This window comes from Micromonospora sp. NPDC048894 (assembly GCF_040649765.1).
In the GTDB taxonomy this organism is placed as follows: domain Bacteria; phylum Actinomycetota; class Actinomycetes; order Mycobacteriales; family Micromonosporaceae; genus Micromonospora; species Micromonospora antibiotica.
Genome location: NZ_JBEZFY010000004.1, coordinates 475,326 through 496,882, shown reverse-complemented (window position 1 = coordinate 496,882; position 21,557 = coordinate 475,326). Strand labels below are relative to the sequence as shown.

At 74.1% G+C, this 21,557-nt stretch carries 18 protein-coding genes; 12 read left to right on the top strand and 6 right to left on the bottom strand.

Annotated features, from left to right (window positions below):
* Nucleotides 1-19: 19 nt before the first annotated feature.
* Entirely contained in the window at nt 20-1,009 is a 990-nt protein-coding gene (locus tag AB0C22_RS11830) for an aldo/keto reductase (RefSeq protein ID WP_219467494.1), read from the bottom strand.
* Between the two features lie 92 nt (nt 1,010-1,101).
* Here AB0C22_RS11830 and AB0C22_RS11825 point away from each other — a divergent pair, with 92 nt between their 5' ends.
* Complete coding sequence (locus AB0C22_RS11825; RefSeq protein WP_357534817.1) at nt 1,102-2,598, top strand: magnesium chelatase; 1,497 nt, start codon at nt 1,102-1,104, stop codon at nt 2,596-2,598.
* A gap of 2 nt (nt 2,599-2,600) precedes the next feature.
* Nucleotides 2,601-4,550 carry a VWA domain-containing protein gene (locus AB0C22_RS11820; protein WP_219467496.1) on the top strand — a complete coding sequence of 650 codons (1,950 nt, stop codon included), beginning with the start codon at nt 2,601-2,603 and terminating at the stop codon, nt 4,548-4,550.
* Between the two features lie 21 nt (nt 4,551-4,571).
* Here the strand turns inward: AB0C22_RS11820 and AB0C22_RS11815 are convergent, their stop codons facing one another.
* Nucleotides 4,572-5,588, bottom strand: a complete 1,017-nt coding sequence (locus AB0C22_RS11815) for a helix-turn-helix domain-containing protein (protein WP_357534815.1) — start codon at nt 5,586-5,588, stop codon at nt 4,572-4,574.
* Nucleotides 5,589-5,658: 70 nt separating this feature from the next.
* Between AB0C22_RS11815 and AB0C22_RS11810 the strand changes: the two genes are divergently transcribed.
* Nucleotides 5,659-6,957 carry an MFS transporter gene (locus tag AB0C22_RS11810; RefSeq protein WP_357534813.1) on the top strand — a complete coding sequence of 433 codons (1,299 nt, stop codon included), beginning with the start codon at nt 5,659-5,661 and terminating at the stop codon, nt 6,955-6,957.
* A 99-nt stretch (nt 6,958-7,056) separates the two neighbouring features.
* On the opposite strand, the gene AB0C22_RS11805 is transcribed toward AB0C22_RS11810, so the two are convergent.
* Both AB0C22_RS11805 and AB0C22_RS11800 read right to left on the bottom strand, forming a co-directional pair.
* Nucleotides 7,057-7,779, bottom strand: a complete 723-nt coding sequence (locus AB0C22_RS11805; RefSeq protein WP_357534811.1) for an RICIN domain-containing protein — start codon at nt 7,777-7,779, stop codon at nt 7,057-7,059.
* Nucleotides 7,780-7,837: 58 nt separating this feature from the next.
* A complete protein-coding gene (locus AB0C22_RS11800) occupies nt 7,838-8,122 on the bottom strand; it encodes a DUF427 domain-containing protein (protein ID WP_219467507.1) in 285 nt (94 codons plus the stop codon).
* 184 nt (nt 8,123-8,306) lie between these two features.
* Here AB0C22_RS11800 and AB0C22_RS11795 point away from each other — a divergent pair, with 184 nt between their 5' ends.
* From AB0C22_RS11795 to AB0C22_RS11775, 5 genes are all read left to right on the top strand, one after another.
* Complete coding sequence (locus tag AB0C22_RS11795; protein WP_219467511.1) at nt 8,307-9,689, top strand: FAD-binding oxidoreductase; 1,383 nt, start codon at nt 8,307-8,309, stop codon at nt 9,687-9,689.
* The gene (locus AB0C22_RS11790; RefSeq protein ID WP_357534808.1) at nt 9,686-11,023 is read left to right on the top strand and encodes a cyclopropane-fatty-acyl-phospholipid synthase family protein; all 1,338 of its coding nucleotides are present in this window, start codon (nt 9,686-9,688) and stop codon (nt 11,021-11,023) included. Before AB0C22_RS11795 ends, AB0C22_RS11790 begins: the two co-directional genes overlap by 4 nt.
* Nucleotides 11,024-11,122: 99 nt before the next feature.
* A complete protein-coding gene (locus AB0C22_RS11785; RefSeq protein WP_219467513.1) occupies nt 11,123-11,683 on the top strand; it encodes a helix-turn-helix domain-containing protein in 561 nt (186 codons plus the stop codon).
* Nucleotides 11,676-12,539: an SRPBCC family protein gene (locus tag AB0C22_RS11780; RefSeq protein WP_219467516.1), complete on the top strand. Its 864-nt coding sequence runs from the start codon at nt 11,676-11,678 to the stop codon at nt 12,537-12,539. Before AB0C22_RS11785 ends, AB0C22_RS11780 begins: the two co-directional genes overlap by 8 nt.
* A gap of 604 nt (nt 12,540-13,143) precedes the next feature.
* Nucleotides 13,144-14,079 (top strand): trypsin-like peptidase domain-containing protein, encoded by a 936-nt coding sequence (locus AB0C22_RS11775; RefSeq protein WP_357534806.1) that lies wholly within the window; start codon nt 13,144-13,146, stop codon nt 14,077-14,079.
* Between the two features lie 91 nt (nt 14,080-14,170).
* On the opposite strand, the gene AB0C22_RS11770 is transcribed toward AB0C22_RS11775, so the two are convergent.
* Entirely contained in the window at nt 14,171-15,439 is a 1,269-nt protein-coding gene (locus AB0C22_RS11770; protein WP_308291027.1) for a sigma-70 family RNA polymerase sigma factor, read from the bottom strand.
* Between the two features lie 95 nt (nt 15,440-15,534).
* Nucleotides 15,535-15,864, bottom strand: a complete 330-nt coding sequence (locus AB0C22_RS11765; protein ID WP_219467520.1) for a YciI family protein — start codon at nt 15,862-15,864, stop codon at nt 15,535-15,537.
* A 124-nt stretch (nt 15,865-15,988) separates the two neighbouring features.
* On the opposite strand from AB0C22_RS11765, the gene AB0C22_RS11760 reads away from it, so the two are divergent.
* The 4 genes from AB0C22_RS11760 to AB0C22_RS11745 all read left to right on the top strand — a co-directional run bounded on the left by AB0C22_RS11760 (nt 15,989) and on the right by AB0C22_RS11745 (nt 21,423).
* Nucleotides 15,989-16,222 (top strand): zinc-ribbon domain-containing protein, encoded by a 234-nt coding sequence (locus AB0C22_RS11760; RefSeq protein ID WP_219467522.1) that lies wholly within the window; start codon nt 15,989-15,991, stop codon nt 16,220-16,222.
* Nucleotides 16,223-16,460: 238 nt separating this feature from the next.
* Nucleotides 16,461-17,549: a hypothetical protein gene (locus AB0C22_RS11755; RefSeq protein WP_219467525.1), complete on the top strand. Its 1,089-nt coding sequence runs from the start codon at nt 16,461-16,463 to the stop codon at nt 17,547-17,549.
* Nucleotides 17,546-19,042 carry a hypothetical protein gene (locus tag AB0C22_RS11750; RefSeq protein WP_357534802.1) on the top strand — a complete coding sequence of 499 codons (1,497 nt, stop codon included), beginning with the start codon at nt 17,546-17,548 and terminating at the stop codon, nt 19,040-19,042. Before AB0C22_RS11755 ends, AB0C22_RS11750 begins: the two co-directional genes overlap by 4 nt.
* 116 nt (nt 19,043-19,158) lie before the next feature.
* A complete protein-coding gene (locus AB0C22_RS11745; protein WP_308291028.1) occupies nt 19,159-21,423 on the top strand; it encodes an EAL domain-containing protein in 2,265 nt (754 codons plus the stop codon).
* Nucleotides 21,424-21,557: the final 134 nt, after the last annotated feature.

Genomic DNA, 21,557 nt, shown 5'->3' with positions numbered 1-21,557 from the left:
GCGGTCACCCCCCGGCGGGTCAGGGGAGGAGATGATCGATTTCGGTCAGCTCGTCGGGGGTGAGGTCGAGATGGCGTACGGCGGCGATGTTGCCCTCCAGTTGGGCCACGCTGCTCGCCCCGATGATCACGCTGGTCATCCGGGGGTCACGCAGCGCCCAGGCGAGCGCGAGCTGGGCCAACGTCTGCCCCCGCCGCCCGGCGATCCCGGCGAGGCCCCGGATCGTGGCCAGCTTCTCCTCGGTCACGTCGTTCTCGTCGAGGAAGACGCTGGTGCGCACCCGGGAGTCGGCGGGGATGCCGTCGAGGTAGCGGTCGGTGAGCAGCCCCTGGGCCAGCGGACTGTAGGCGATGCAGCCCGCACCGACCTCGGCCAGCGTGTCGAGCAACCCGTCGGCCTCGGTCCACCGGTTGAACATCGAGTACGACGGTTGGTTGATCAGCAGGGGCGTACCCAGGTCACGCAGGATCGCGGCGGCCCGCGTGGTCTGCTCCGAGTCGTAGTTGGAGACGCCGACGTAGCGCGCCCGACCGGACCGGACGATGGCGTCCAACGCGCCCATCGTCTCCTCCAGCGGGGTGTCCGGGTCGAAACGGTGGGAGTAGAAGATGTCGACGTGGTCCAGGCCCATCCGCCGCAGCGACTGGTCCAGCGAGGAGATCAGGTACTTGCGGGAGCCCCACTCGCCGTACGGGCCGGGCCACATCAGGTAGCCGGCCTTGCTGGACACCACCAGCTCGTCGCGGTACGGCTTCAGATCGGTGGCGAGCAGCCGTCCGAACGCCTCCTCCGCCGCGCCGGGCGGTGGGCCGTAGTTGTTGGCCAGGTCGAAGTGGGTGACACCGAGGTCGAACGCCCGGCAGACGATGTCCCGCTGGCGGGCGAAGGGGCGGTCGGGCCCGAAGTTGTGCCACAACCCGAGCGAGATGGCGGGCAGTCGCAGGCCACTGCGCCCACTGCGGCGGTAGGTCAGCTGGTCGTAGCGGTCGTCAGCGGCGAGGTAGGTCACGCCGTCGACCCTAGCCCCGCTGCCCGGGCCCGGGCCGGCATGTCGGAAGAGCGATCCCGGTCCGGCGGCACAGGGGGCCCGACCGCGCTAGCGTGGGTCGGGTGACTGCGCCCAACCAGGCTCTCCCGGTCCCGCCCGCCGACCTGCCGGGCACCCTCGGCGCACTGCGCGCCGCCGGACACCGGTACCAGACCGTCAAGCAGGAACTCCGCCACAACCTCCTGGCCCGGATGCGCTCCGGCGAGGACCGTTTCCCCGGCATCGTCGGCTACGACGACAGCGTGCTTCCCGAGGTCGAGCGGGCGTTGCTCGCCGGCCACGACATGGTGCTGCTCGGCGAACGCGGCCAGGGCAAGACCCGACTGATCCGCGCGCTGGTGGCGCTGCTCGACGAGTGGACCCCGGTGCTGCCCGGCTCGGTGCTCAACGAGCACCCGTTGCACCCGCTCACCCCGGCCTCCCGCGCGTCGGTCGCCGAGGCCGGCGACGACCTGCCGATCGGCTGGCTGCACCGTTCGATGCGGTACGGCGAGAAGCTGGCCACCCCGGACACCAGCGTGGGTGACCTGATCGGTGACGTCGACCCGATCCGGATCGCCCAGGGTCGTACCCTCGGTGACCCGGAGACCATCCACTTCGGTTTGGTGCCGCGCACCAACCGGGGCATCTTCGCCGTCAACGAGCTGCCCGACCTGGCCGAGCGGATCCAGGTGGCGCTGCTCAACGTGCTGGAGGAGCGGGACATCCAGGTCCGCGGCTACCAGCTGCGGCTGCCGCTGGACCTGTTCCTGGTGGCCAGCGCCAACCCGGAGGACTACACCAACCGGGGCCGGATCATCACCCCGCTCAAGGACCGGTTCGGTGCGGAGGTCCGCACCCACTACCCGGTCGACCTGGAGCTGGAGCTGGCCCTGATCCGCCAGGAGGCCGACATGGTCGCCGAGGTGCCGGAGCACGTGCTGGAGGTGCTGGCCCGGTTCGCCCGCGCGGTGCGCGAGTCGCCGTCGGTGGACCCGCGCTCCGGCGTCTCCGCCCGGTTCGCCATCGCCGCCGCCGAGACGGTCGCCGCCGCCGCGTTGCGCCGCGCCGGCCTGCTCGCCGGCCCCGCCGGCGCGTCGGCCGCCGGCTCCGCGTCGGGTGCCGGCGACGCCACGGTACGGCCCGAGCAGCCGGTCGCCCGGGTCGGCGACGCGGTGTCGGTGACCTCGACGTTGCGCGGCAAGGTGGAGTTCGAAAGTGGCGAGGAGGGGCGGGAGATCGAGGTCCTGGCCCACCTGCTGCGGGCCGCCACCGCCGAGACGTTCCTGGCCCGGCTGGCCGGGTTGGACCTCTCCGGTTTCACCGCGCTGGTCGCCGAGGGGGCGGTCATCGAGACCGGTGAGCTGGTCTCCTCGGCGGAGCTGCTGCGCCAGGTCGGCACCGTGCCGGGGCTGGCCAAGGCGCTGGACCGGTTGGGGCTGGGCGACGCGCCCACCCCGGAGCAGGCCGCCGCCGGGGTCGAGTTCGTGCTGGAGGGGTTGCACCTGACCCGCCGGCTCGGCAAGGACGTCACCGATTCCGGTCGTACCGTCTACGGCGGTCGGAGCTGAGGATGGCCGGCAACCGGTTCCGGTACGGCCAGTGGCAGGGCGGCCCCGATCCGCTCGCCCCGCCGTACGACGTGCGTGCCGCCGTGGACTCCGTCGGCGCGGAGGTGCTGGCCGGCGGCAGTCTGCGGGAGGCGCTGCGGGATCTGCTGCGTCGTGGCCCGCAGGGCCGGGGCGGCCTGGACGACCTGGCCGCCCGGGCCCGCCGGCTGCGCCGGGAGGCGCTGCGCCGGGGTGACCTGGACGGCGCGGTGACCCGGTCCCGGGCTTTGCTCGACCAGGCCCTCGCGGCGGAGCGGGACGCGCTGCGTGAGCGCACCGACGACGACGCCCGGTTCGCCGAGACGGTGCTGGACAACCTGCCCCGGTCCACCGCCCGTGCGGTGCAGGAGCTGGCCGGCTACCGGTGGACCAGCGACGAGGCCCGGCAGGTGTACCAGCGGATCCTCGACGGGCTGCGCGGGGAGGTGCTGGAGCAGCGGTTCGCCGGGCTGCGCGACGCCGCGCGGGCCGCCGGTGACCCGGCCGTGCAGGTGCAGCTCGCCGAGATGATGCGGGACCTCAACGACCTGCTGGCCCGGCACGCCCGTGCGGAGGACACCACCGACGCGTTCGCCGAGTTCATGCGCCGGCACGGCGAGTTCTTCCCGGAGCAGCCGGGCACCGTCGACGAACTGGTCGACGTGCTGGCCCGCCGGTCGGCGGCCGGTGAGCGGCTGATGCGGTCGCTGTCCGACCGGCAGCGCGAGGAGCTGGCCGGGCTGATGCGGCAGTCGCTCGGTGACCGGCTCGCCGGTGAGCTGTCCGCCCTCGACGCCCACCTGCGCGCCCTGCGCCCCGACCTGAACTGGCAGCGCGGCGAGCGGGTCCGGGGCGACCAGCCGCTCGGCTACGGCGAGGCGACGGGGGCGCTGGACGAGATCGCCGAGCTGGACGAGCTGCTCGACTCCCTCGACCAGCAGCAGCCGGGGGCCACCCTGGACGACGTGGACGTCGAGGCGGTCGCCCGGACGTTGGGCCGCGACGCCGCCGACGACGTACGCCGGCTGCGGGAGCTGGAGCGGGAGCTGCGCCGGCAGGGCTGGGTGGGCCGGGACGCCGACGGGTTGACGCTCAGCCCGAAGGCGTTGCGCCGGTTGGCCGGGACCGCGCTGCGCCGGGTCTTCGCCGACCTCACCGCCGGCCCGCGCGGCCAGCACGACCTGCGTACGGCCGGGGCGGCCGGCGAGGTCAGCGGCGCCTCCCGGCAGTGGGAGTACGGCGACGAGCAGCCGTTGGACGTGGTGCGCACGCTCACCCGGGCGGTCCGCCGGGCCGGCCCCACCGTGCCGCTCCAGCTCGCCGTCGAGGACTTCGAGGTGGTGGAGACGGAACGGCGGGCGTCGGCGGCGGTGGCGCTCTGCGTGGACCTGTCGTACTCGATGGTGTCGCAGGGGCGGTGGGGGCCGATGAAGCAGACGGCGCTGGCCCTGTCGCACCTGATGGCGACCCGGTTCCCGCAGGACGCGTTGCAGATCGTCGGGTTCGGTCGGGAGGCGGTGACGCTGACCCAGCGGGAGCTGGCGGCGGTGGAACCGGACATGGAGCAGGGCACCAACCTGCAGCACGCGTTGCGGCTGGCCGGCCGGCACCTGCGCCGGCATCCGGGGGCCGAGCCGGTGGTGCTGGTGGTCACCGACGGTGAGCCGACCGCGCATCTCGACCCGGACGACGGTGAGGCGTACTTCCACTGGCCGACGCTGCCCGAGACGGTCCAGGCGACCATCCGCGAGGTGGACCGGCTGGCCCGCGCCGGTGTCACCCTCAACCTGTTCCTGCTGGGCGACGACCCCGGCCTGCGCCGCTTCATGGATGCCGTCGCCAAGCGCTCCCGGGGTCGCCTCTTCACCCCCGACCTGGGTGACCTGGGCGAATACGTGGTCTCCGACTATCTCCGCTCCCGCCACACGAGCTGACCCCCACCCACCCCGCGTCGGTCATGCGGTCGTGGCGGACCCCACCACCGGATGATCGACGGAGGGTGGGGGGCGGCGGAAGGTGCGCCGGTAGGTCGAGGGGGAGACGCCGATCCGGGTGTGCAGGTGCTGGCGCAGGGCGGCGGTGGTGCCGAAGCCCGCCCGACGGGCCACCTGGTCGACGGTGAGGTCGGTGGTCTCCAGGAGGAGCCGGGCGTGGTCGGTGCGCTGCTGGAGCAGCCACTGTGCCGGGCTGAGCCCGGTCTCCGAGCGGAAGTGCCGGGTGAAGGTGCGTACGCTCATCCGGGCATGGGCGGCCAGTTCCCGCAGGGTGACCGGCTCGTGCAACTGTTGGCGGGCCCACTCGCGGGTGGCCGCCGTGCCGCTGGCCGGGCTGCGTGGCACCGGTCGTTCGATGTACTGGGCCTGGCCGCCGTCGCGCCAGGGCGGCACCACGCACCGCCGGGCCGCCCGGTTGGCGACCTCGCTGCCGTGGTCACTGCGGATGACGTGCAGGCAGAGGTCGATCCCGGCGGCCACCCCGGCCGAGGTGAGCACCTGGCCGGAGTCGATGAAGAGCACGTCCGGGTCGAGGTCGACCTGCGGGTACAGCCGGCGGAACGGTTCGACGTGCGCCCAGTGGGTGGTGGCCCGGTGCCCGTCGAGCAGCCCGGCGGCGGCCAGCGCGAACGCGCCCGTGCAGATCGACATGATCCGGACGCCCCGGTCGTGGGCCTGCCGCAGGGCCACGGTCACCGCCGGGTCGACGGTGCCGTCGGTCATCGGCGGGCCGCCGTGCAGGCCGGGCACCACCACCGTGGCGACGGTCGTCAGCAGGTCGAGCCCGTGGTCGGGGAGGACCCGGAAACCCGAGGAGCTGCGGACCGGGTGGCCGCCGGGGGTGCAGGTGTCGACGGTGTAGAGCGGTTGCCGGTCGGCGGTGCAGGCGGCCCCGAAGACCTGGGCCGGGGTGCCCAGGTCGAGGCCGACGACGCCGTCGAGGGCGAGCACGCCGATCCGGTGCGGGACGAGGGTCATGGCCCGATTATTGCGTACGATGGCTTTCCGGCCACTCGTCGCAGGTCGGGTGGGCCCCGAGACTCGGAGCGTGACCCGAGCCCGTCGTCTCCACCCGGCCTGGACCGTGGCCGCCGTCGCCTTCGTCGCGCTGGTCGGCGCGGCCGGCTTCCGCGCCACCCCGTCGGTGCTGCTGCACCCGCTGCACGCCGAGTTCCGCTGGCCGTTGGCCACCATCTCCGCCGCCGTCTCGGTCAACCTGCTGCTCTACGGCCTGACCGCGCCGTTCGCCGCCGCGCTGATGGAACGGTTCGGCATCCGCCGGGTGGTGACCTGCGCGCTGGCACTGGTGGCGCTCGGCAGCGGCCTGACCGTCTTCATCACGGCGAGCTGGCAGCTGATCCTCTGCTGGGGTGTCCTGGTCGGGCTGGGCACCGGGTCGATGGCGCTGGCGTTCGTCGCCACCGTCACCGGACGCTGGTTCGTCGCCCGACGAGGGCTGGTGACCGGGGTGCTCACCGCCGGTGGGGCCGCCGGTCAACTGGTCTTCCTGCCGCTGCTCGCGGTGCTGGTCCGCGACCACGGCTGGCGGGCGGCGGCACTGGTGGTGGCCGGGGCCGCCCTGGCGGTCGTACCACTTGTGGTGTGGTGGTTGCGGGAACACCCGGCGGACCTCGGCCTGCCCGCCTACGGCGCGACCGAGGTGACGCCCCGGCCGCCGGCAGCCGGCGGGGCCGCCGCGCGGGCCGTCGGCGCGTTCACCGCCGCCGCCCGGACCCGTCCGTTCTGGCTGCTCGCCGGCGGCTTCGCGATCTGTGGCGCGACCACCAACGGTCTGGTCGGCACCCACTTCGTGCCGGCCGCACACGACCACGGGATGCCGCAGACCACGGCGGCGGGTCTGCTCGCCCTGGTCGGGCTCTTCGACATCGTCGGCGTCGTGGCCTCGGGGTGGCTCACCGACCGGGTGGACAGCCGGCTGCTGCTGGCCGGCTACTACGCGCTGCGCGGTCTGTCGCTGTTGCTGCTGCCCAGCCTGTTCACCGGCGGCACCGGGCCGAGCATGCTGGTCTTCGTCGTCTTCTACGGCCTCGACTGGGTGGCGACCGTGCCACCGACGGTGGCCCTGTGCCGGGAGTACTTCGGCGCCTCGGCGGCGGTGGTCTTCGGCTGGGTCTTCGCCGCGCACCAGTTCGGGGCGGCGGTCGCGGCGACCGGCGCCGGTCTGGTCCGCGACCGGCTCGGTGACTACGCGCTGGCCTGGTATGTGGCGGGGGCGCTCTCGGTCGGCGCCGCGGTGCTGTCGCTGCTGCTGCGCCGACGTCGGTCGCTGCCACCACCGCTCCTGCTGCCGGCCCGTCCCGCCGGGGCGTGGAGCTACCGAGGCTGACCGACGCCGGTCGGGCCTGCCGCCGGTCCGCCGGCCGGGCAGCGGGGTCGAGGTCGGTCCGGTGCGCCGACCGGGCTACGGCCACCCCCGCCGCACCCGTCAGCCGAGGGCCCACTGTTGGCCGGCCGACGCGGTGCAGGTGGCCTGCACCAGGTCGTCGCCGGCCGCGGTGCCGTCATTCCTGACCTGCACGCACTTGCCGGACTGGACGCCTACCAGCAGGACCGGGCCGGTGCCGACCGGGGTCAGCCGCCACTGCTGGTTGGCCTGCCCGTGGCAGCCGAACTGCTGGATCCTGGCTCCGTCGTCACCGCTGCCGCCCTCGACGTCGAGGCACTGGCCGTGCCCGGCGTTGGTGAGCGTCACCAGGTCCGGTGCGACCGGGTTGGCGACCCACCGCTGCTCCGCGCCACCGGTGCAGGGCGCCAACTCGGCGGTGGCCGTCTCACCCGCGCCGTCGGTGCCGACACAGAGGCCGGAGGTGACCGCCCGCAGCACGGTCGGCCCGCTGAACGTGGCCGGGGTGGTGGGTGGCGGGGTCGGCGAGGGCGGCGGGGTGGTCGCCGGTGGTGCGCTGGTCTCCGGGGCCGCCGTGGCCGGCGAAGCGGGGGTCGGCGCAGCGGCGGCCGGCACCACCGGCTGGGTCCGCCCGTCGCCGCCGCCCAGCACGCCGGTGGCGAAGAAGACCCCCAGCAGTACGCCGGCCAGCCCGGCGGCCAGCGCGAACCGCATCAGCGGATCACGGGGCAGACCGGGGCGGGCGGCCCGCCGGGCGCCGTACACGGTGCCGGACGGGTCGCGGTGCGGATCGGGGACGGCCATGCAGGCATGGTGACCCACCGGGCGGGCCGACGGCCAGTCGGCCCGCTCCCGAGAGGGATCAGTCGACGACCCGGACGTCCTTCCAGAACGCCACCCGGTCGCGGATCTGCTCCGCCTCGGGCTTCGGGTCGGGGTAGTACCAGACCGCGTCGGGGCTGGTCCGGTCACCGTCGGTGAGGGAGTAGTAGGAGGCGGTGCCCTTCCACGGGCAGACCGTCTGGGTCGTCGACTCGGTGATCAGGTCGTCGCGCAGGGTGCTGCGGGGGAAGTAGTGGTTGCCCTCCACCAGGACGGTGTCGTCGCTCTCGGCCACGACCTGGTCGTTCCACACGGCTTTCGGCATGCCACCACGCTACGCCCCACCCCGGTCGATGCTCCCGCACCCCTCGCTGCCGGCGGTTCCGACCGGTGCCCGTGTGCCGGCCGCCGGGCCCCGCCCCGCACCCGCCTCCCGGAGGGCTCGGCTGATCCGAAACGGCCAGCGTTGGGGTCCCCCCGGAACGGCGCTTCGCGCGTAAAGTGATCTCATGCGCGCGCAGCGTGATCATGAACTGGCGGTGGACGCGTTGCGGCGGTCGTACGCCGCCGTGCCTGCGGGGCAACCCGTTCGACTGGCCAAACGCACCTCCAACCTGTTCCGGCCCCGGTCGGCCACCGGCGTGCCCGGCCTCGACGTCAGCGGGCTGGACGGCGTGCTGTCGGTCGACCCGGTCACCCGCACCGCCGAGGTGCAGGGCATGTGCACCTACGAGGACCTGGTCGACGCGACCCTCCCGCACGGGCTGATGCCGCTGGTCGTGCCCCAGTTGCGCACGATCACCCTGGGCGGCGCGGTGACCGGGCTGGGCATCGAGTCCACGTCGTTCCGCAACGGGCTCCCACACGAGTCGGTCGTCGAGCTGGACGTCCTCACCGGTGCCGGCGAGGTCGTCACCGCCCGGCCGGACGGCCCGCAGTCCGACCTGTTCGCCGCGTTCCCCAACTCGCTGGGCAGCCTGGGGTACGCCACCCGGCTGCGCATCGAACTCCAGCCGGTGGGGCGGGCGGTGGCCCTGCGCAACATCCGGTTCACCCGGCTGGAGGAGCTGACCGACGCGGTCGCCGAGGTGACCGCCAAGGGGGAGTGGGAGGGGCGGCCGGTCGACGCGATGGACGGCGTGATGTTCAGCCCCGGCGAGTCCTACCTGGTGCTCGGCTCCTTCACCGACGAGCCCGAACGGCTCAGCGACTACACCGACCAGGACATCTACTACCGGTCGCTGCGTCGCCGGGTGCGGGACACGCTGGGCACCTACGACTACCTGTGGCGGTGGGACACCGACTGGTTCTGGTGCTCGGCCGCGTTCGGCGCGCAGCATCCGGTGGTGCGTCGGCTCTGGCCGGCCCGCTGGCGGCGCAGCGACGTCTACCACCGGCTGGTCCGGCTGGAACACCGGCACCAGGTGGCCGCCCGGGTGGACCGGTGGCGGGGCCGGCCGGCCCGGGAACGGGTCGTGCAGGACGTCGAGATCCCGCTCGACGGCACGGCCGACTTCCTGCGCTGGTTCGACCGGAACGTCGGGATGACCCCGGTGTGGCTGTGCCCGTTGCGGCTGCGCGAGCCCGCCGGTCCCGGTTCGGCCCGGGCGTGGCCGCTCTACCCGCTGCGCCCCGGCGTGACCTACCTCAACATCGGCTTCTGGGGCACCGTCGAGGTCGTGGACGGTGCCGCCGACGGCGACGTGAACCGCTCCATCGAGCGGGCGGTGTCGGAATTCGGTGGACACAAGTCGCTCTATTCCGACGCGTACTACGACCGGGCGGCCTTCGACCAGCTCTACGGCGGGGAGACCTGGCGTGTGGTGAAGGACCGCTACGACCCGGACCATCGGCTCACCGGACTCTACGAGAAGGCGGTTGCCCGAAAATGAGCCTGACCGACCGAGAACAGGGGGCGGCGAGCGCCCCGGCCAGCCCGCCGGCGGGAAGTCGGCCCGGCCCGACCGTCGCCGACGTCGTCCGCGCGGTCACCACCCATGACCTGCCCGTCCGCGTCACCGGCTACGACGGCAGCGCGATCGGCCCGACCGACGCCGGGATCACCCTCGACATCCGCTCCGAGCGGGGCCTGTCCTACCTGCTCACCGCCCCCGGCGACCTGGGCATGGCGCGGGCCTACGTCAGCGGCGACCTCGGGCTGGGCGGGGTGCACCCCGGCGACCCGTACGACGCCCTGCGGGTGCTCCTGGATCTGCGGCTGCGGGTGCCCTCGGTGGCCGAGGGGCTGGCCCTGGTGCGTGGCCTCGGCTGGGAGCGGCTGCGGCCCCCACCGGCGCCGCCCCAGGAGGCACTGCCCCGCTGGCGGCGGGTGATGGGTGGGCTGCGGCACTCCCGGGGCCGTGACAGCACCGCCATCTCACACCACTACGACGTGTCGAACGCCTTCTACGAGAAGGTGCTCGGCGACTCGATGACGTACACCTGCGCGGTGTACCGCAGCCCGACCGACACCCTGGAGCAGGCCCAGGCGGCCAAGTACGAACTGGTCGCCGGCAAGCTGGCACTCCAGCCGGGGATGCGCCTGCTCGACGTGGGCTGCGGCTGGGGCGGCATGGTCCGGCACGCCGCCCGCGAGTACGGCGTCAAGGCGATCGGGGTGACCCTGTCCCGGGCGCAGGCCCAGTGGGCGCAGGAGGCCATCGCGCAGGAGGGGCTGACCGGCCTGGCGGAGGTGCGCCACCTCGACTACCGCGACGCGCCCCGGGAGCAGTTCGACGCGATCTCCTCGATCGGGCTGACCGAACACATCGGGGTGCGCAACTATCCGGCCTACTTCCGGGCGCTGCGGGACCGGCTGCGACCCGGTGGCCGGTTGCTCAACCACTGCATCACCCGGGCCGACAACCGGGCTCCGCACCGCTCCGGCGCGTTCATCGACCGGTACGTCTTCCCCGACGGCGAGCTGGCCGGGCCGGGCCGCCTGGTCGGCGAGGTGCACGACGCCGGCTTCGAGGTGCACCACGAGGAGAACCTGCGGCAGCACTACGCGCTGACCCTGGCCGCCTGGTGCCGCAACCTCGTGGCGAACTGGGATTCCTGCGTCGCCGAGGTGGGCCTGGGCACCGCCCGGGTCTGGGGCCTCTACATGGCGGGGTCGCGGCTGGCCTTCGAGCGCAACGGCATCCAACTGCACCAGGTGCTGGCGACCCGCAACGCCCCGCACGGCGTGAACGGCTACCCGCTGCGCCCGAACTGGACGCCCTGATCCGCCGTCCGGCCGCCCCGACGAAGCCGCGCCATCTCGGCGCGGCTTTTGTCGATCCCATTGACAAGGAAGATTTTTACGTACAGGATTGTTTTTGCGATGAGAGACGTCCTGTACCTGGAGCAGATCGAGCAGGCCGAGACCCTGCTCAAGCCGCAGCGCGTGGACGTGCTGCGGCAGTTGGCCGAGCCGCGCACCTGCACCGAGGTGGCGGCCCGGCTGGAGCAGACCCCGCAGCGGGTCTACTACCACGTCAAGCAGCTCGCGGCGGCCGGCCTGGTCGAGCAGGTGGCCAGCCGCAGGGTGCGCGGCATCAGCGAGGGCATCTGGCAGGCCGTCGCCCGGTCGTACTGGCTCTCGCCCCGGCTGGTCGGTCGGATCGGCGGCGTCCGCCGGGTGTCCGACGAGCTGAGCCTGGGCCACCTGCTCGACCTGATGGAGGAGGTCCAGGCGGACGTCGCCGCGCTCGACCGGAGCGCGCCGGAGCTGCCCTCGATCGGGGTGTCCGGCGAGATCCGGGTGCCGGCCGAGCGCCGGCAGGAGTTTCTGCACGACCTGCAGTCGACGTTGCAGGACCTGTTCACCCGCTACGGCGGCGTCGAGGGGGACGCCTTCAAACTCGCCGTGGCCTGCTACCCCAAGGGGGAAGACCATGACTGAACCACTCACCCTGGGCGCCCGCCTCGCCGCGCCGGTGCAGGCCGTGTGGCGGGCGCTCACCGACCCGGCCGAGCTGCGCGTCTGGCTGACCGAGCACGCCGAGGTCGAGCTGCCCAGCCGGTACGAGTTCTGGGGTCGGCACACGCCCGAGGGCTACGCGCCCCACCAACGGCTGCGGCACGCCGACCCGTACACGCTGCGCTTCGACTGGCTGCTCGACGGGGTCGAGACGACCAGCGAACTGCGCCTGACCGCGCAGGGGCCGGGCAGCGCCCTGCTGACCCTCAGCCAGAGCCACTTCGACTTCGCCGAGGCGATGGACGGCAGCAGCATCCGTGGTGTCCTGCAGACCTGGTGGTCGCTGTCGATCGCCAATCTCGCCGCGCACCTGGAGGGTCGTCCGCTGCTGCCGAGGACCGACTTCACCTCCGCCGAGCTGAGCGGTGAGCTGACCATCGCCGCGCCGGTCGACCGGGTCTGGACCTCGTTGACCGACTCGGCGCAGGCCAGCGCCTGGTTCGGCTACCCGATCGGCATCGAGCCCTGGGTCGGCGGCCGGTACGCCATGGGCGGCTTCGACACCGGGTACGCGGCGAAGGTGATCGACCTGGAGCCCGGCCGGAAGATGTCGGTGGACTGGGGCCCCGTCGGTGTCACCACCTGGGAGCTGGCCGATTCCGACGGAAGGACGAAGCTCACCTTCGTGCAGAGCGGCTTCGACGAGGGCAACCCGCCGTACGCGGCGTGGAGCGGGTCGGTGGCCGGCCTGTCCGAGCTGCGCCGCTTCCACGAGATGGCCGACTGGCAGCCGATCTGGGTGGCCGAGGAGATCCGCACCGGCGCTCCCGGCATCTGAACCACCCCCGGCACCTGTCCCGGGGCCGGTTCTCAAGGTCGGGGTGCGGGTGGTGGCCTGTCCTGGGCCGGAGTCGCCCTGGGCCGGAGTCGCCCTGGGCCGGAGTCGCCCGGCAGCAGCACCATGCAGGTGACCCCTGTAGAGCTGATGACGTTGACGATTCACGGGTGGCAGGGGTAGACGGGCACACCACCGGCTCTTGGCTGTGCGCATCCTGCGGGGTCCTGGCTGTGTGCGACCCGTGGGTCCCGGGCAGTGTTGTCCCGGACCGGGTCGTTCCAGCCCCGCTCCTGTCGGTGTTCGCGCCGGTGGTGCCGGCTGAATCGCTGACGTCATCAGCTCGAAAGGACGCCGGACAGAGGTTGGTGACCCGGGCGGGTCACGGGGCACCCGGGTCACCGCGCGCCACGCACGGCGGACGCACAGGTACGCCACAAGGGGGCCTCAGCCCGGCGCGGCACGGTGGCTTCATCGCCGCACCGAGGAGGCCCCATGTCGCACCCCGACAACCACCGTCACCGCTCCGACCGCGACCAGCCCGACCACCACCGGCCCGACCATCCTCGGTTCGACCGGTCGACCCTCGTCGAGGGGTGGTGACCTGATGTCCGACACCATGCTGCGCCCGGCGCCCACCAACCCGGTCCCACCGGCTGTCCCGGTCTCCGAGCCGCCGTCGTCCTCACCGCCACCGCCCTCGGCAGCGCCGTCGCCGACCTCGCCGCCGTCGCCGCCGGTCTCGCCGTCGCCGCCGTCGCCGCCGGTCTCGCCGTCGTCGCCAGCGCCGTCGTCGCCGTCGCGGTGGCGGCGGGGGCTGCTGGCCGGTGGCGCGGCGGTGGTGCTGATGCTCGCGGGCGGCGGCACCGGCGCGCTGGTCGTGGACCGGTTCGCCGGCCAGGGTTCGTCCGTCACCGCTACGACGGCCGCCGCCCCGGTCTCCACCGCCACCATCGACTCCCTCGCCACGGTGGTCGCCGTCGTGTCGCCCAGCATCGTCACCGTCGAGGTGACCGGGGCCCGGGAGTCCAGCCTCGGATCCGGCGTCATTCTCGACACCGACGGACTCGTCCTCACCAACCAGCACGTGGTGGACTCCGGCGGCCAGGTCGACGTGGCCCTCGCCGACGGCCGTACCGCCCCGGCGACCGTGGTCGCGCAGGACGCCAGGGCGGACATCGCGCTGCTGCGGGCGACCGGCTTGACCGGGCTCACCCCGGCGACGCTGGGCAGCGACTCGACCCTGACCGTCGGGGACACCGTCCTGGCGTTCGGCAGCCCGCTCGGGCTGGTCGGGACGGTCACCTCCGGAATCGTGTCGGCCCTCCACCGGTCGGTGGACGACCTGTCCGGGCTGGTGCAGACCGATGCGGCGATCAACCACGGCAACTCCGGCGGAGCGCTGGTCGACACCGCCGGGCGGGTGGTGGGCATCAACGTCGCGATCGCCACCACCGGAGAGGACGAGGGCAGCGTCGGCCTCGGCTTCGCCATCCCGATGGACACCGTCCGCCAGGTCGTGGCCCGGCTGACCGCGAGCTGACCCCCGGCCCCGCCCCGCTTCCCGGTCGGCGGGCAGCGCAGGTCAGCGGGCAGCGGGTCAGCGGGCAGCGGGTCGGCGGGGCAGTGCCGGGTCAGGGTGACGGAGTCAGGTCGTCCGCACGGCGGAGCAGGGCCCGGCGTTCGGCGTCCGAGCCGACCAGGTCGGCGGCGCCCCGGAACAGGAGGGCCGCCCCGAACGGGTCACCACGGCGGGCGGTCAGCTCCGCCTCCGCCGCCAGCGCCGGTGGGTAGCCGTCCAACGCTCCGCCGGCGCGGGCCTCGGCGAGCAGGGCCAGCCCGGCCGTCGGTCCGTACGCGTAGCCGTGGGCCACCGCACGGTTCAGCCCGATCACCGGGGTGGGCCGCAGTCGCGACAGTTCGTCGTAGCAGTGGGCGATGGCTGTCCAGTCGGTACGGCCGGCGTCCGGCGCGGTGGCATGGCAGGCGGCGATCCGGGCCTGGAGCAGATACGGGCCGGGCCGGTCGGCGCGGGCCGTGGTCGACGGTCTGTCGGCCCGGGCCGTGGTCGACGGTCTGTCGGCGGGGGCCGGTGCCGACCGGCGCTCGGCGTGGGCCAGGGCGGTCAGGGCCTCGGCGATGGCGGCGTGGTCCCAGCGGGAGCGGTCCTGCTCGGCGAGGGTGAGCAGGTCACCGGCGGCGTCGCGGCGGGCCGCCCGGCGGGAGTGCTGGAAGAGCAGCAGTGCGCACAGGGCGGCGACCTCCGGCTCGGCCGGCATCAGCTCGTCGAGCAGCCGCGCCAACCGGACCGCCTCGTCGGCGAAGGCGGGCTCGCCGTCCGCGTCGTACCCCCGGGTGAAGAGCAGGTAGAGCACGGCCAGGACGCCCGGCAGCCGCTCGGCCAGCGCGGACCCGGTCGGCACCCGGTAGGGGACGCCGGCGGCGGCGATCCTGGCCTTGGCCCGGGTGATCCGCCGGGTCATGGTGGACTCGCCGACCAGGAAGGCCCGCGCGATGTCGGCGGTCGGCACCCCGGCCACGGTACGCAGCGTCAGCGCCACCCTGGCCTCCAGCGTCAGCGCCGGATGGCAGCAGGTGAACACGAGCCGCAGCCGGTCGTCCACCACGTCCTCCGGATCGTCCGGGGTGGGGTGCTGGTCGGTGAGCACCGCCAGCTCGCGTAGTTTGCGGCGTTCCACGGAGGCCCGCCGCAGCACGTCCGTCGCCCGGTTCCGGGCCACCGTCATCAGCCAGCCGCCCGGATTGCCCGGCACGCCGTCGCGGGGCCAGCGCTGCACGGCGGCCATCAGCGCCTCCTGGGCGCAGTCCTCGGCGAGCGTCCAGTCCCCGGTCACCCGGATCAGCGCGGCCACGATCCGCGGGTACGCCTCGGCGCCCGCCACCGCGACCGCGCCGACCGGGTCCCCGGCGACCGGGCCCGCCGGCCCACCCCCGTGGTGCGGGCCCGGCGGTCCGCCCGGGTCGACGGCCGTGGCCCTCAGAGGTCGACCAGGGGACGCAGTTCGAGCCGCCCCTCGTAGGCCATCGGGTGGCGACGGGCCACCTCCACCGCCTCGTCGAGATCGGAGCACTCCAGCAGGTCGAAGCCCACGATCACCTCCCTGGTCTCGGTGAACGGCCCGTCGGTGAGCAGCAGCTCACCGTCGCGTACCCGGACGGTGGTGGCCGCCGACACGTCCGCCAGCCGGCTACCCAGCACACGCTGCCCGTTGCCGTCGCGCTCGGCGACCCACGCCTCGATGTCGGGGGCGGCCTCCGGGTCGGTGTCCGGCGCGGTGTCGGTGCAGACCAGCATCAGGTACTTCATCGGGACGCTCCTCGGTGTCGTTGTCGTCACCAGGGTGACGTTCGGGAGGCCGGGTTCCGGACAGCGGTGGGCAGGATTTTTCCGCCTGTGGTTCCCGGGGCGTCGGGCGGGGTAATGCCGGGCGATGTTCTTCATCTTCGGACTCCGTACCAAGGTCACCCGGTCGGGGGTGGTGACCGCCGTCTGCCGGCACTGCGGCAACCAGGCCGCGCAGGTGATCAGCCGCCGGTCGACGAAGTTCACCCTGTTCTTCGTCCCGCTGATCCCGATCCGGACGAAATACGTGCAGCAGTGCTCGTTCTGCGGCGTCGAGTACGCCGTCGACGCCGACGAGGCCCGCCGCCTCCCGGTCGGCTGACCGTGGCCCGCTTCCTCTGCTGGCTGGTCGGCCGCCCGCCGACCGTGCCGGTGCACACCGCCTCCCGCCCACCCTGCACCCCCGGTCGTCGCCCGTCGCGCCGCCGCCACCGGCCGGCCGCCGGTGCCCGTTCGCCCCGTTCGCCCTGGAACCGGTCCGCCGGCCGCTGACCCGCCCGCGCCACCCCGCACCGCCGGCTGTCGGCCGGGGTCGGTCGGGGCCGCTATCGTGGCCTGTCGTGACGAGCACCGCACGACGCCTGGCCGCGATCCGGGGCGACGCGCCCCCGAAACGCCACAACGCCCGGACGATCGCCGCGCTCACCGGCAACCCCGGCTGCGCCCGGCGGGCCGTGCTGGACGGGGCCGGGGTGGACAAGTCGGCGCTCGCGCAGCGGGTCGGCTTCCCCGCCCGGTTCGGCCAGTCCCGGTTCGCCATCACCCGCGGCAACGCGTTCGAGGCGCAGGTCAAGGCGGACGGCGGGGCGGAGCTGCTGCGGCTGGTCGCGACGCGGTTGGGCGTACCGGTGCCGCAGCGGGCGAGCTGGACGGACCTGGGTGGCGCGGACGACCTGCCGGACCGGCGGGAACGGTCCCGGGCCGCGTTGACCGCCACCGGGCCGGACGCGGCGCTGTTCGACCATCCGCTGCTCGGCCTGGACGTCGCCGGTCAGCGGGTGCACCTGGAGCCGGATCTGGTCGCCGCCCGGCTCGGTGGCCGGTTCCACGTCGTGGAGATCAAGTCGTTCCCGGTGATCGACGGCCAGGCCGACCCGGCGAAGGTGTCCGCCGCCGCCGTCCAGTCGGCCGTCTACGTGCTGGCGCTGCGGGAACTGCTCGCCGCCGAGGGGCGGGACCCGGAGTCGGTGTCGCACGAGGTGGTGCTGGTCTGCCCACGTGACTTCGCCAACCAGCCGGTGGCCAGCCTGATCGACGTGCGTAAGCAACTGCTGGTGCTGCGTCGCCAACTGGACCGGATGGCCCGGCTGGACGACCTGCTCACCGCCGTACCGGCCGGCTTCACCGCCGATCCGGCCGCCGATCCGGCGACGCTGACCGCCGCGCTGCGTACCGTGCCGGCCCGTTACGCGCCGGACTGCCTGGCCGGCTGCGAGCTGGCGTACTTCTGCCGGGACGAGGCGCGCGGGCAGACCGGCGCGCTGGGTCGGCCGGTGCGGGAGGCGCTCGGCGGGATCGCCGAGGTGACCGAGGTGCTGGCCCTGGCGACCGGCGAACGGGCCGCCGACCCGGAGCGGGAGGAGGCCGCCGCGCTGCTGCGGGCCGCCGCCCGGTTGCGCGCCGACGCCCTCGCCGGCCACCCCGCATGAGTACGCTGCGCGCGCTGGCCCGGGCCCAGGCCGTCGCCGCCGGGGTGGCCCAGCCGGTCGCCACGGTCCGGCACCTGCACCTGGCGCAGCGCCCACTGGTGCTGGTGCCGCTGGGGATGGCCGGTGAGGCGCACGCCCCGCTCGCCGCGTTGGTCGGCACCGCCCCCGACGACGCCCGGTTGCTGATCGTGCCGCAGCCCCGCAACCGGGACCAGCGGTTCCGTTTCGTCACCGAGCTGGCCGGGATCGTGCTGCCCTGGCTGGACGATTTCCGGGGCGTGGCGGAGGCGGTGGCCGTGGACCGGGGACGCGACGTGCGCTATCGCTACTCCGACGCCCCGCAGCTGTGGGTGCCGAACCCGGCCGGGATCACCTTCCTGCGGCTGCTCGGCCGGTCCACCCGGTTCCGCCGGCCGGACGGCGACTATCCGGTGCATCCGGCGGTGCCGCTGCTCGGCCGCTGGCTGACCTTCTTCGCCGAACGGGCCGAGCAGCCCGGCTCGTCGACGCTGCTGGCGATGACCGACGCGCTCACCCTGCACTGGGCGACCGGGCAGAGCGCGGTGGAGGACCTGCACCTGCCGGCGCTGCTCGGCTGGATCGACCCCCCGGCCGGCTGGACCGGTGCGGCGGCCGCCGCCCGGGCGGAGGACCCGGGGGTGTGCCCGCCGGCCGGGCCGGCCACCGACCCGGAGTTCGACAACGCGGCGCTGGCCCCGGCGATGGCCGCCTGGGCGGCGGCCGACGACGACCCGGCCGCGCGCGACGAGGCGTACACGGAGCTGGTGGGGTTGCTGCGCGGGCAGCTCGCGCCCACCTGGGAGCTGATGTGGCGTGGCCTGGGGTTGCTCGGCGCGCTGCCACCGGGGGCCCGGGTGGCCGGGCGGTGGGCCGGCGACCGGGACGCCTTCACCTCGTATGCCGAGCATCTCGACGCCGACGGTGGGCCGCAGCCCCGACACGACGGCGCGGTCGCGGCGGCGGTCCGGCTGCACCGGCTGGAACGTGCCGCGACCAGCTACGCCGTGCAGCGCGCCTACGACGACCCGTTGGTGATGGCCGAGCACCGGCTGACCGGGGAGGCGTTCGTCGGTGACGTGACGCTGGCCGATCCGGCGCGGGTGGACGACAGCGGCAAACGGCCGGTGCTGCGGCCGAGGATCCAGGTGGTGACCACCGAAGCGGTCCGGGTGCCGGTCGGGGCGACCCTGTGGTCGACGGCGCGGCCGGGGCAGAAGGCGAAGGTGGTCTTCGTGACCCCGGCGGCGGACGGCCGGACCGAGGTGGTGCTGGAGTTGTCGGGCGGGATGGGCCGGGGGCTGACCGCGCTGCCGGGCACCGTGCCGCAGGTGGGGGAGCGGCTCTGCCTGACCACCCTGTCGGAGGCGTTCCTGCCGGCCGGCGCGTTTCCGACGGCGGACGAGACACCGTGGACGCACGGCGGGCCACCGCTCACCGACCCCTCGTCCGGGCTGTCCTCAGTGGTCGGATAACCGACCCGGTGAGTGTGGCGGCTACCCGCCCGGCTGGCTAGGCTTCGATGGTTCGCCGTCCGTGGCCCGTCCGCACGGTCGAGGTGCGCGTTGGAGAGAGAGCCGGAGCGATCACCGTGCTACCCCAGGACGCCGTCTCCGGCACGCCGACCCGACCGCTGGCCCTTCCGCGGGTGGGTGCGATCGTCGCCGCGGTGGTCGTCGTGCTGGAGCTGGGCTGGCTGCTCGCCGCGCTGCCCGGGGCGGCCCTGGCCAGCGACGTGACCGCCACGGCACTGGCGAGCTGGGCAAGTTACGCCTGCACCCGGACGATGCGTCGGCACCCCGCCCCGCTGCGCCGGTTCTGGGCGCTGCTCGCCCTCACCATGGGCCTGGCGGCCGCCGGTCGGCTGCTGTGGACGGTGGACCGGTTGCGTGCCGACGAGTTGCCGCACACCCCGCTGATCGGGGCGATCTTCACCGCCGGCATCGTCACCGGCACGGCCGCATTGCTGGCCGCGCTGACCGCACCACGCAGTGTGGTCGGCCGGGCCCGCACGGTGCTGGACGGGGTGATCGTCGGACTGGCCCTGATCCCGATCGGCTGGGTGGTGGTGTTCCGCGACATCGCCGCCGCCGACCTCGACGATCCCCTGCGGACCCTCGGCCTGCTCTACCCGATGATCGACCTGATGCAGTTGACCATCCTGGTGGCGGTGGCCGGCTCGGCCCGCCCGGTGTGGCCGCCGTTGACCCTGATCGGGGCGAGCCTGGTCACCCGGGCCGGCGCGGACGCCGTCTACGTCTCGCTGGTCGCGCACGGCACCTACGCCCCGGGGCACCCGATCGACGTCTGCTGGCCGCTGAGCTACCTGCTGATCGGCATCGCCACCACCCGACCACCGCCGCCGACCTGCGACGGCGCCGAGGAGATCGGCGAGTCCCCGCTCCCGTCGTGGTGGCGGGTGGCGCTGCCCTACCTGCCGGTCGGCGGGGCGATCATCGCGGTGGTGCTGGCCCGCCGACCCACCGGGCAGACCCCGCCCCTGGTCTTCGTCGGCATGATGACGCTGCTCGGGGTGCTCGCCCTGCGGCAGGGGCTGGCGGCCAACGAGAACCTGCGGCTGGTGGCCCGGCTGCGTCGGCTCGCCTACGCCGACCAGCTCACCGGCCTGCCCAACCGGCTGATGTTCAACCGGCGGCTGCGCCAGGCCCTGCGCGAGGGGCCGCCGGTGGCCGTCCTGCTCCTCGACCTGGACGGCTTCAAGCAGGTCAACGACCGGTTCGGGCACGCCACCGGCGACACCCTGCTGTCCAGCATCGCGGTCCGGATGCGGGCGGCCGTCGGTGGCGACGGAACCATCGCCCGGCTCGGTGGCGACGAGTTCGCCGTGCTGGTCGCCGGTGACCGCCCGGTCGCCCCGGAACGGCTCGCCGAACGGCTCCTCGCCGCCCTGCAACCGTCCGTCGGCGAGGAGGACGTCGGGGTGCACCCGTCGGCCAGCATCGGCATCGCCGAGTTCGGCCCGCAGCACGCCTCCCACACCGACCTGCTGCGCGACGCCGACATCGCCATGTACGCGGCGAAGGCCGCCGGGAAGTCCGCGTACCGTACCTGCACGCCCGCGCTGCGGGAGTCGGCGGTCAGCCGGGCCGAGCTGATCGCCGACCTGCGACGCGCCGTCGACGAGCGGCAACTGCACCTGGAGTACCAGCCGATCGTCGACCTGGCCACCGGCGTGGTCCGCAGCGCGGAGGCGCTGGTCCGCTGGCGGCACCCCCGGCTCGGCCTGCTCGCCCCGGCGGCGTTCCTGCCGCTGGCGGAGGAGACCGGGTTGATCGTGCCGATCGACAGGTGGGTGATCCACGAGGCGTGCCGGGCCGCCGCGACCTGGCGGGCCCTGGTGCCCGAGGCGACCGTGGCGGTCAACATCGCCGCCGCGCACCTGCGCCGCCCCGACCTGATCGCCACCGTCACCGCGGCCACCGCCACCGCCGGCCTGGCGCCCCGCGCGCTCACCCTGGAGCTGACCGAGTCGGCGCTGATCGACGGCAGCGAGGCGGTGCTGGAGCGGCTCGCCCAGCTCCGGGAGTTGGGCATCCGGATCGCCATCGACGACTTCGGCACCGGTTACTCGTCGTTGAGCTACCTGCACCGCATCCCCGCCACCGACCTCAAGATCGACCGGTCGTTCGTGGCCCGGCTGGACACCGACGCGCGGGCGTACGCCACGGTCGAGATGGTCACCCGGTTGGCCGGGGCCTTCGACATGGAGGTGGTGGCCGAGGGGGTGGAGACCGAGGGGCAGCACGCGGCGGTCACGGCGATCGGCTGTGTCCACGGCCAGGGCTACCGGTACGGCCGCCCGGGCCGGTTGGCCGCCCTGCACACCCCACGCTGACCCGCCCCGGCCCCCGCCCATTCCCTTCTCGGTCCGCCCCGGTGTGGGCTTACGGGATCGGGGGACCGGCGCAGAATCGGGCTTGACCCTCACGTCGCGGCAGGCCGGAGCCTTGGTGTCGGAAAGGAGGAGAC

Coding starts and splice junctions, on each gene's coding strand:
- AB0C22_RS11780 (WP_219467516.1), top strand. CDS start 11,676: ATGACTGAACCACTCACCCTGGGCGCCCGCCTCGCCGCGCCGGTGCAG.
- AB0C22_RS11820 (WP_219467496.1), top strand. CDS start 2,601: ATGGCCGGCAACCGGTTCCGGTACGGCCAGTGGCAGGGCGGCCCCGAT.
- AB0C22_RS11805 (WP_357534811.1), bottom strand. CDS start 7,779: ATGGCCGTCCCCGATCCGCACCGCGACCCGTCCGGCACCGTGTACGGC.
- AB0C22_RS11765 (WP_219467520.1), bottom strand. CDS start 15,864: ATGAAGTACCTGATGCTGGTCTGCACCGACACCGCGCCGGACACCGAC.
- AB0C22_RS11775 (WP_357534806.1), top strand. CDS start 13,144: ATGTCCGACACCATGCTGCGCCCGGCGCCCACCAACCCGGTCCCACCG.
- AB0C22_RS11750 (WP_357534802.1), top strand. CDS start 17,546: ATGAGTACGCTGCGCGCGCTGGCCCGGGCCCAGGCCGTCGCCGCCGGG.
- AB0C22_RS11795 (WP_219467511.1), top strand. CDS start 8,307: ATGCGCGCGCAGCGTGATCATGAACTGGCGGTGGACGCGTTGCGGCGG.
- AB0C22_RS11790 (WP_357534808.1), top strand. CDS start 9,686: ATGAGCCTGACCGACCGAGAACAGGGGGCGGCGAGCGCCCCGGCCAGC.
- AB0C22_RS11800 (WP_219467507.1), bottom strand. CDS start 8,122: ATGCCGAAAGCCGTGTGGAACGACCAGGTCGTGGCCGAGAGCGACGAC.
- AB0C22_RS11785 (WP_219467513.1), top strand. CDS start 11,123: ATGAGAGACGTCCTGTACCTGGAGCAGATCGAGCAGGCCGAGACCCTG.
- AB0C22_RS11815 (WP_357534815.1), bottom strand. CDS start 5,588: ATGACCCTCGTCCCGCACCGGATCGGCGTGCTCGCCCTCGACGGCGTC.
- AB0C22_RS11760 (WP_219467522.1), top strand. CDS start 15,989: ATGTTCTTCATCTTCGGACTCCGTACCAAGGTCACCCGGTCGGGGGTG.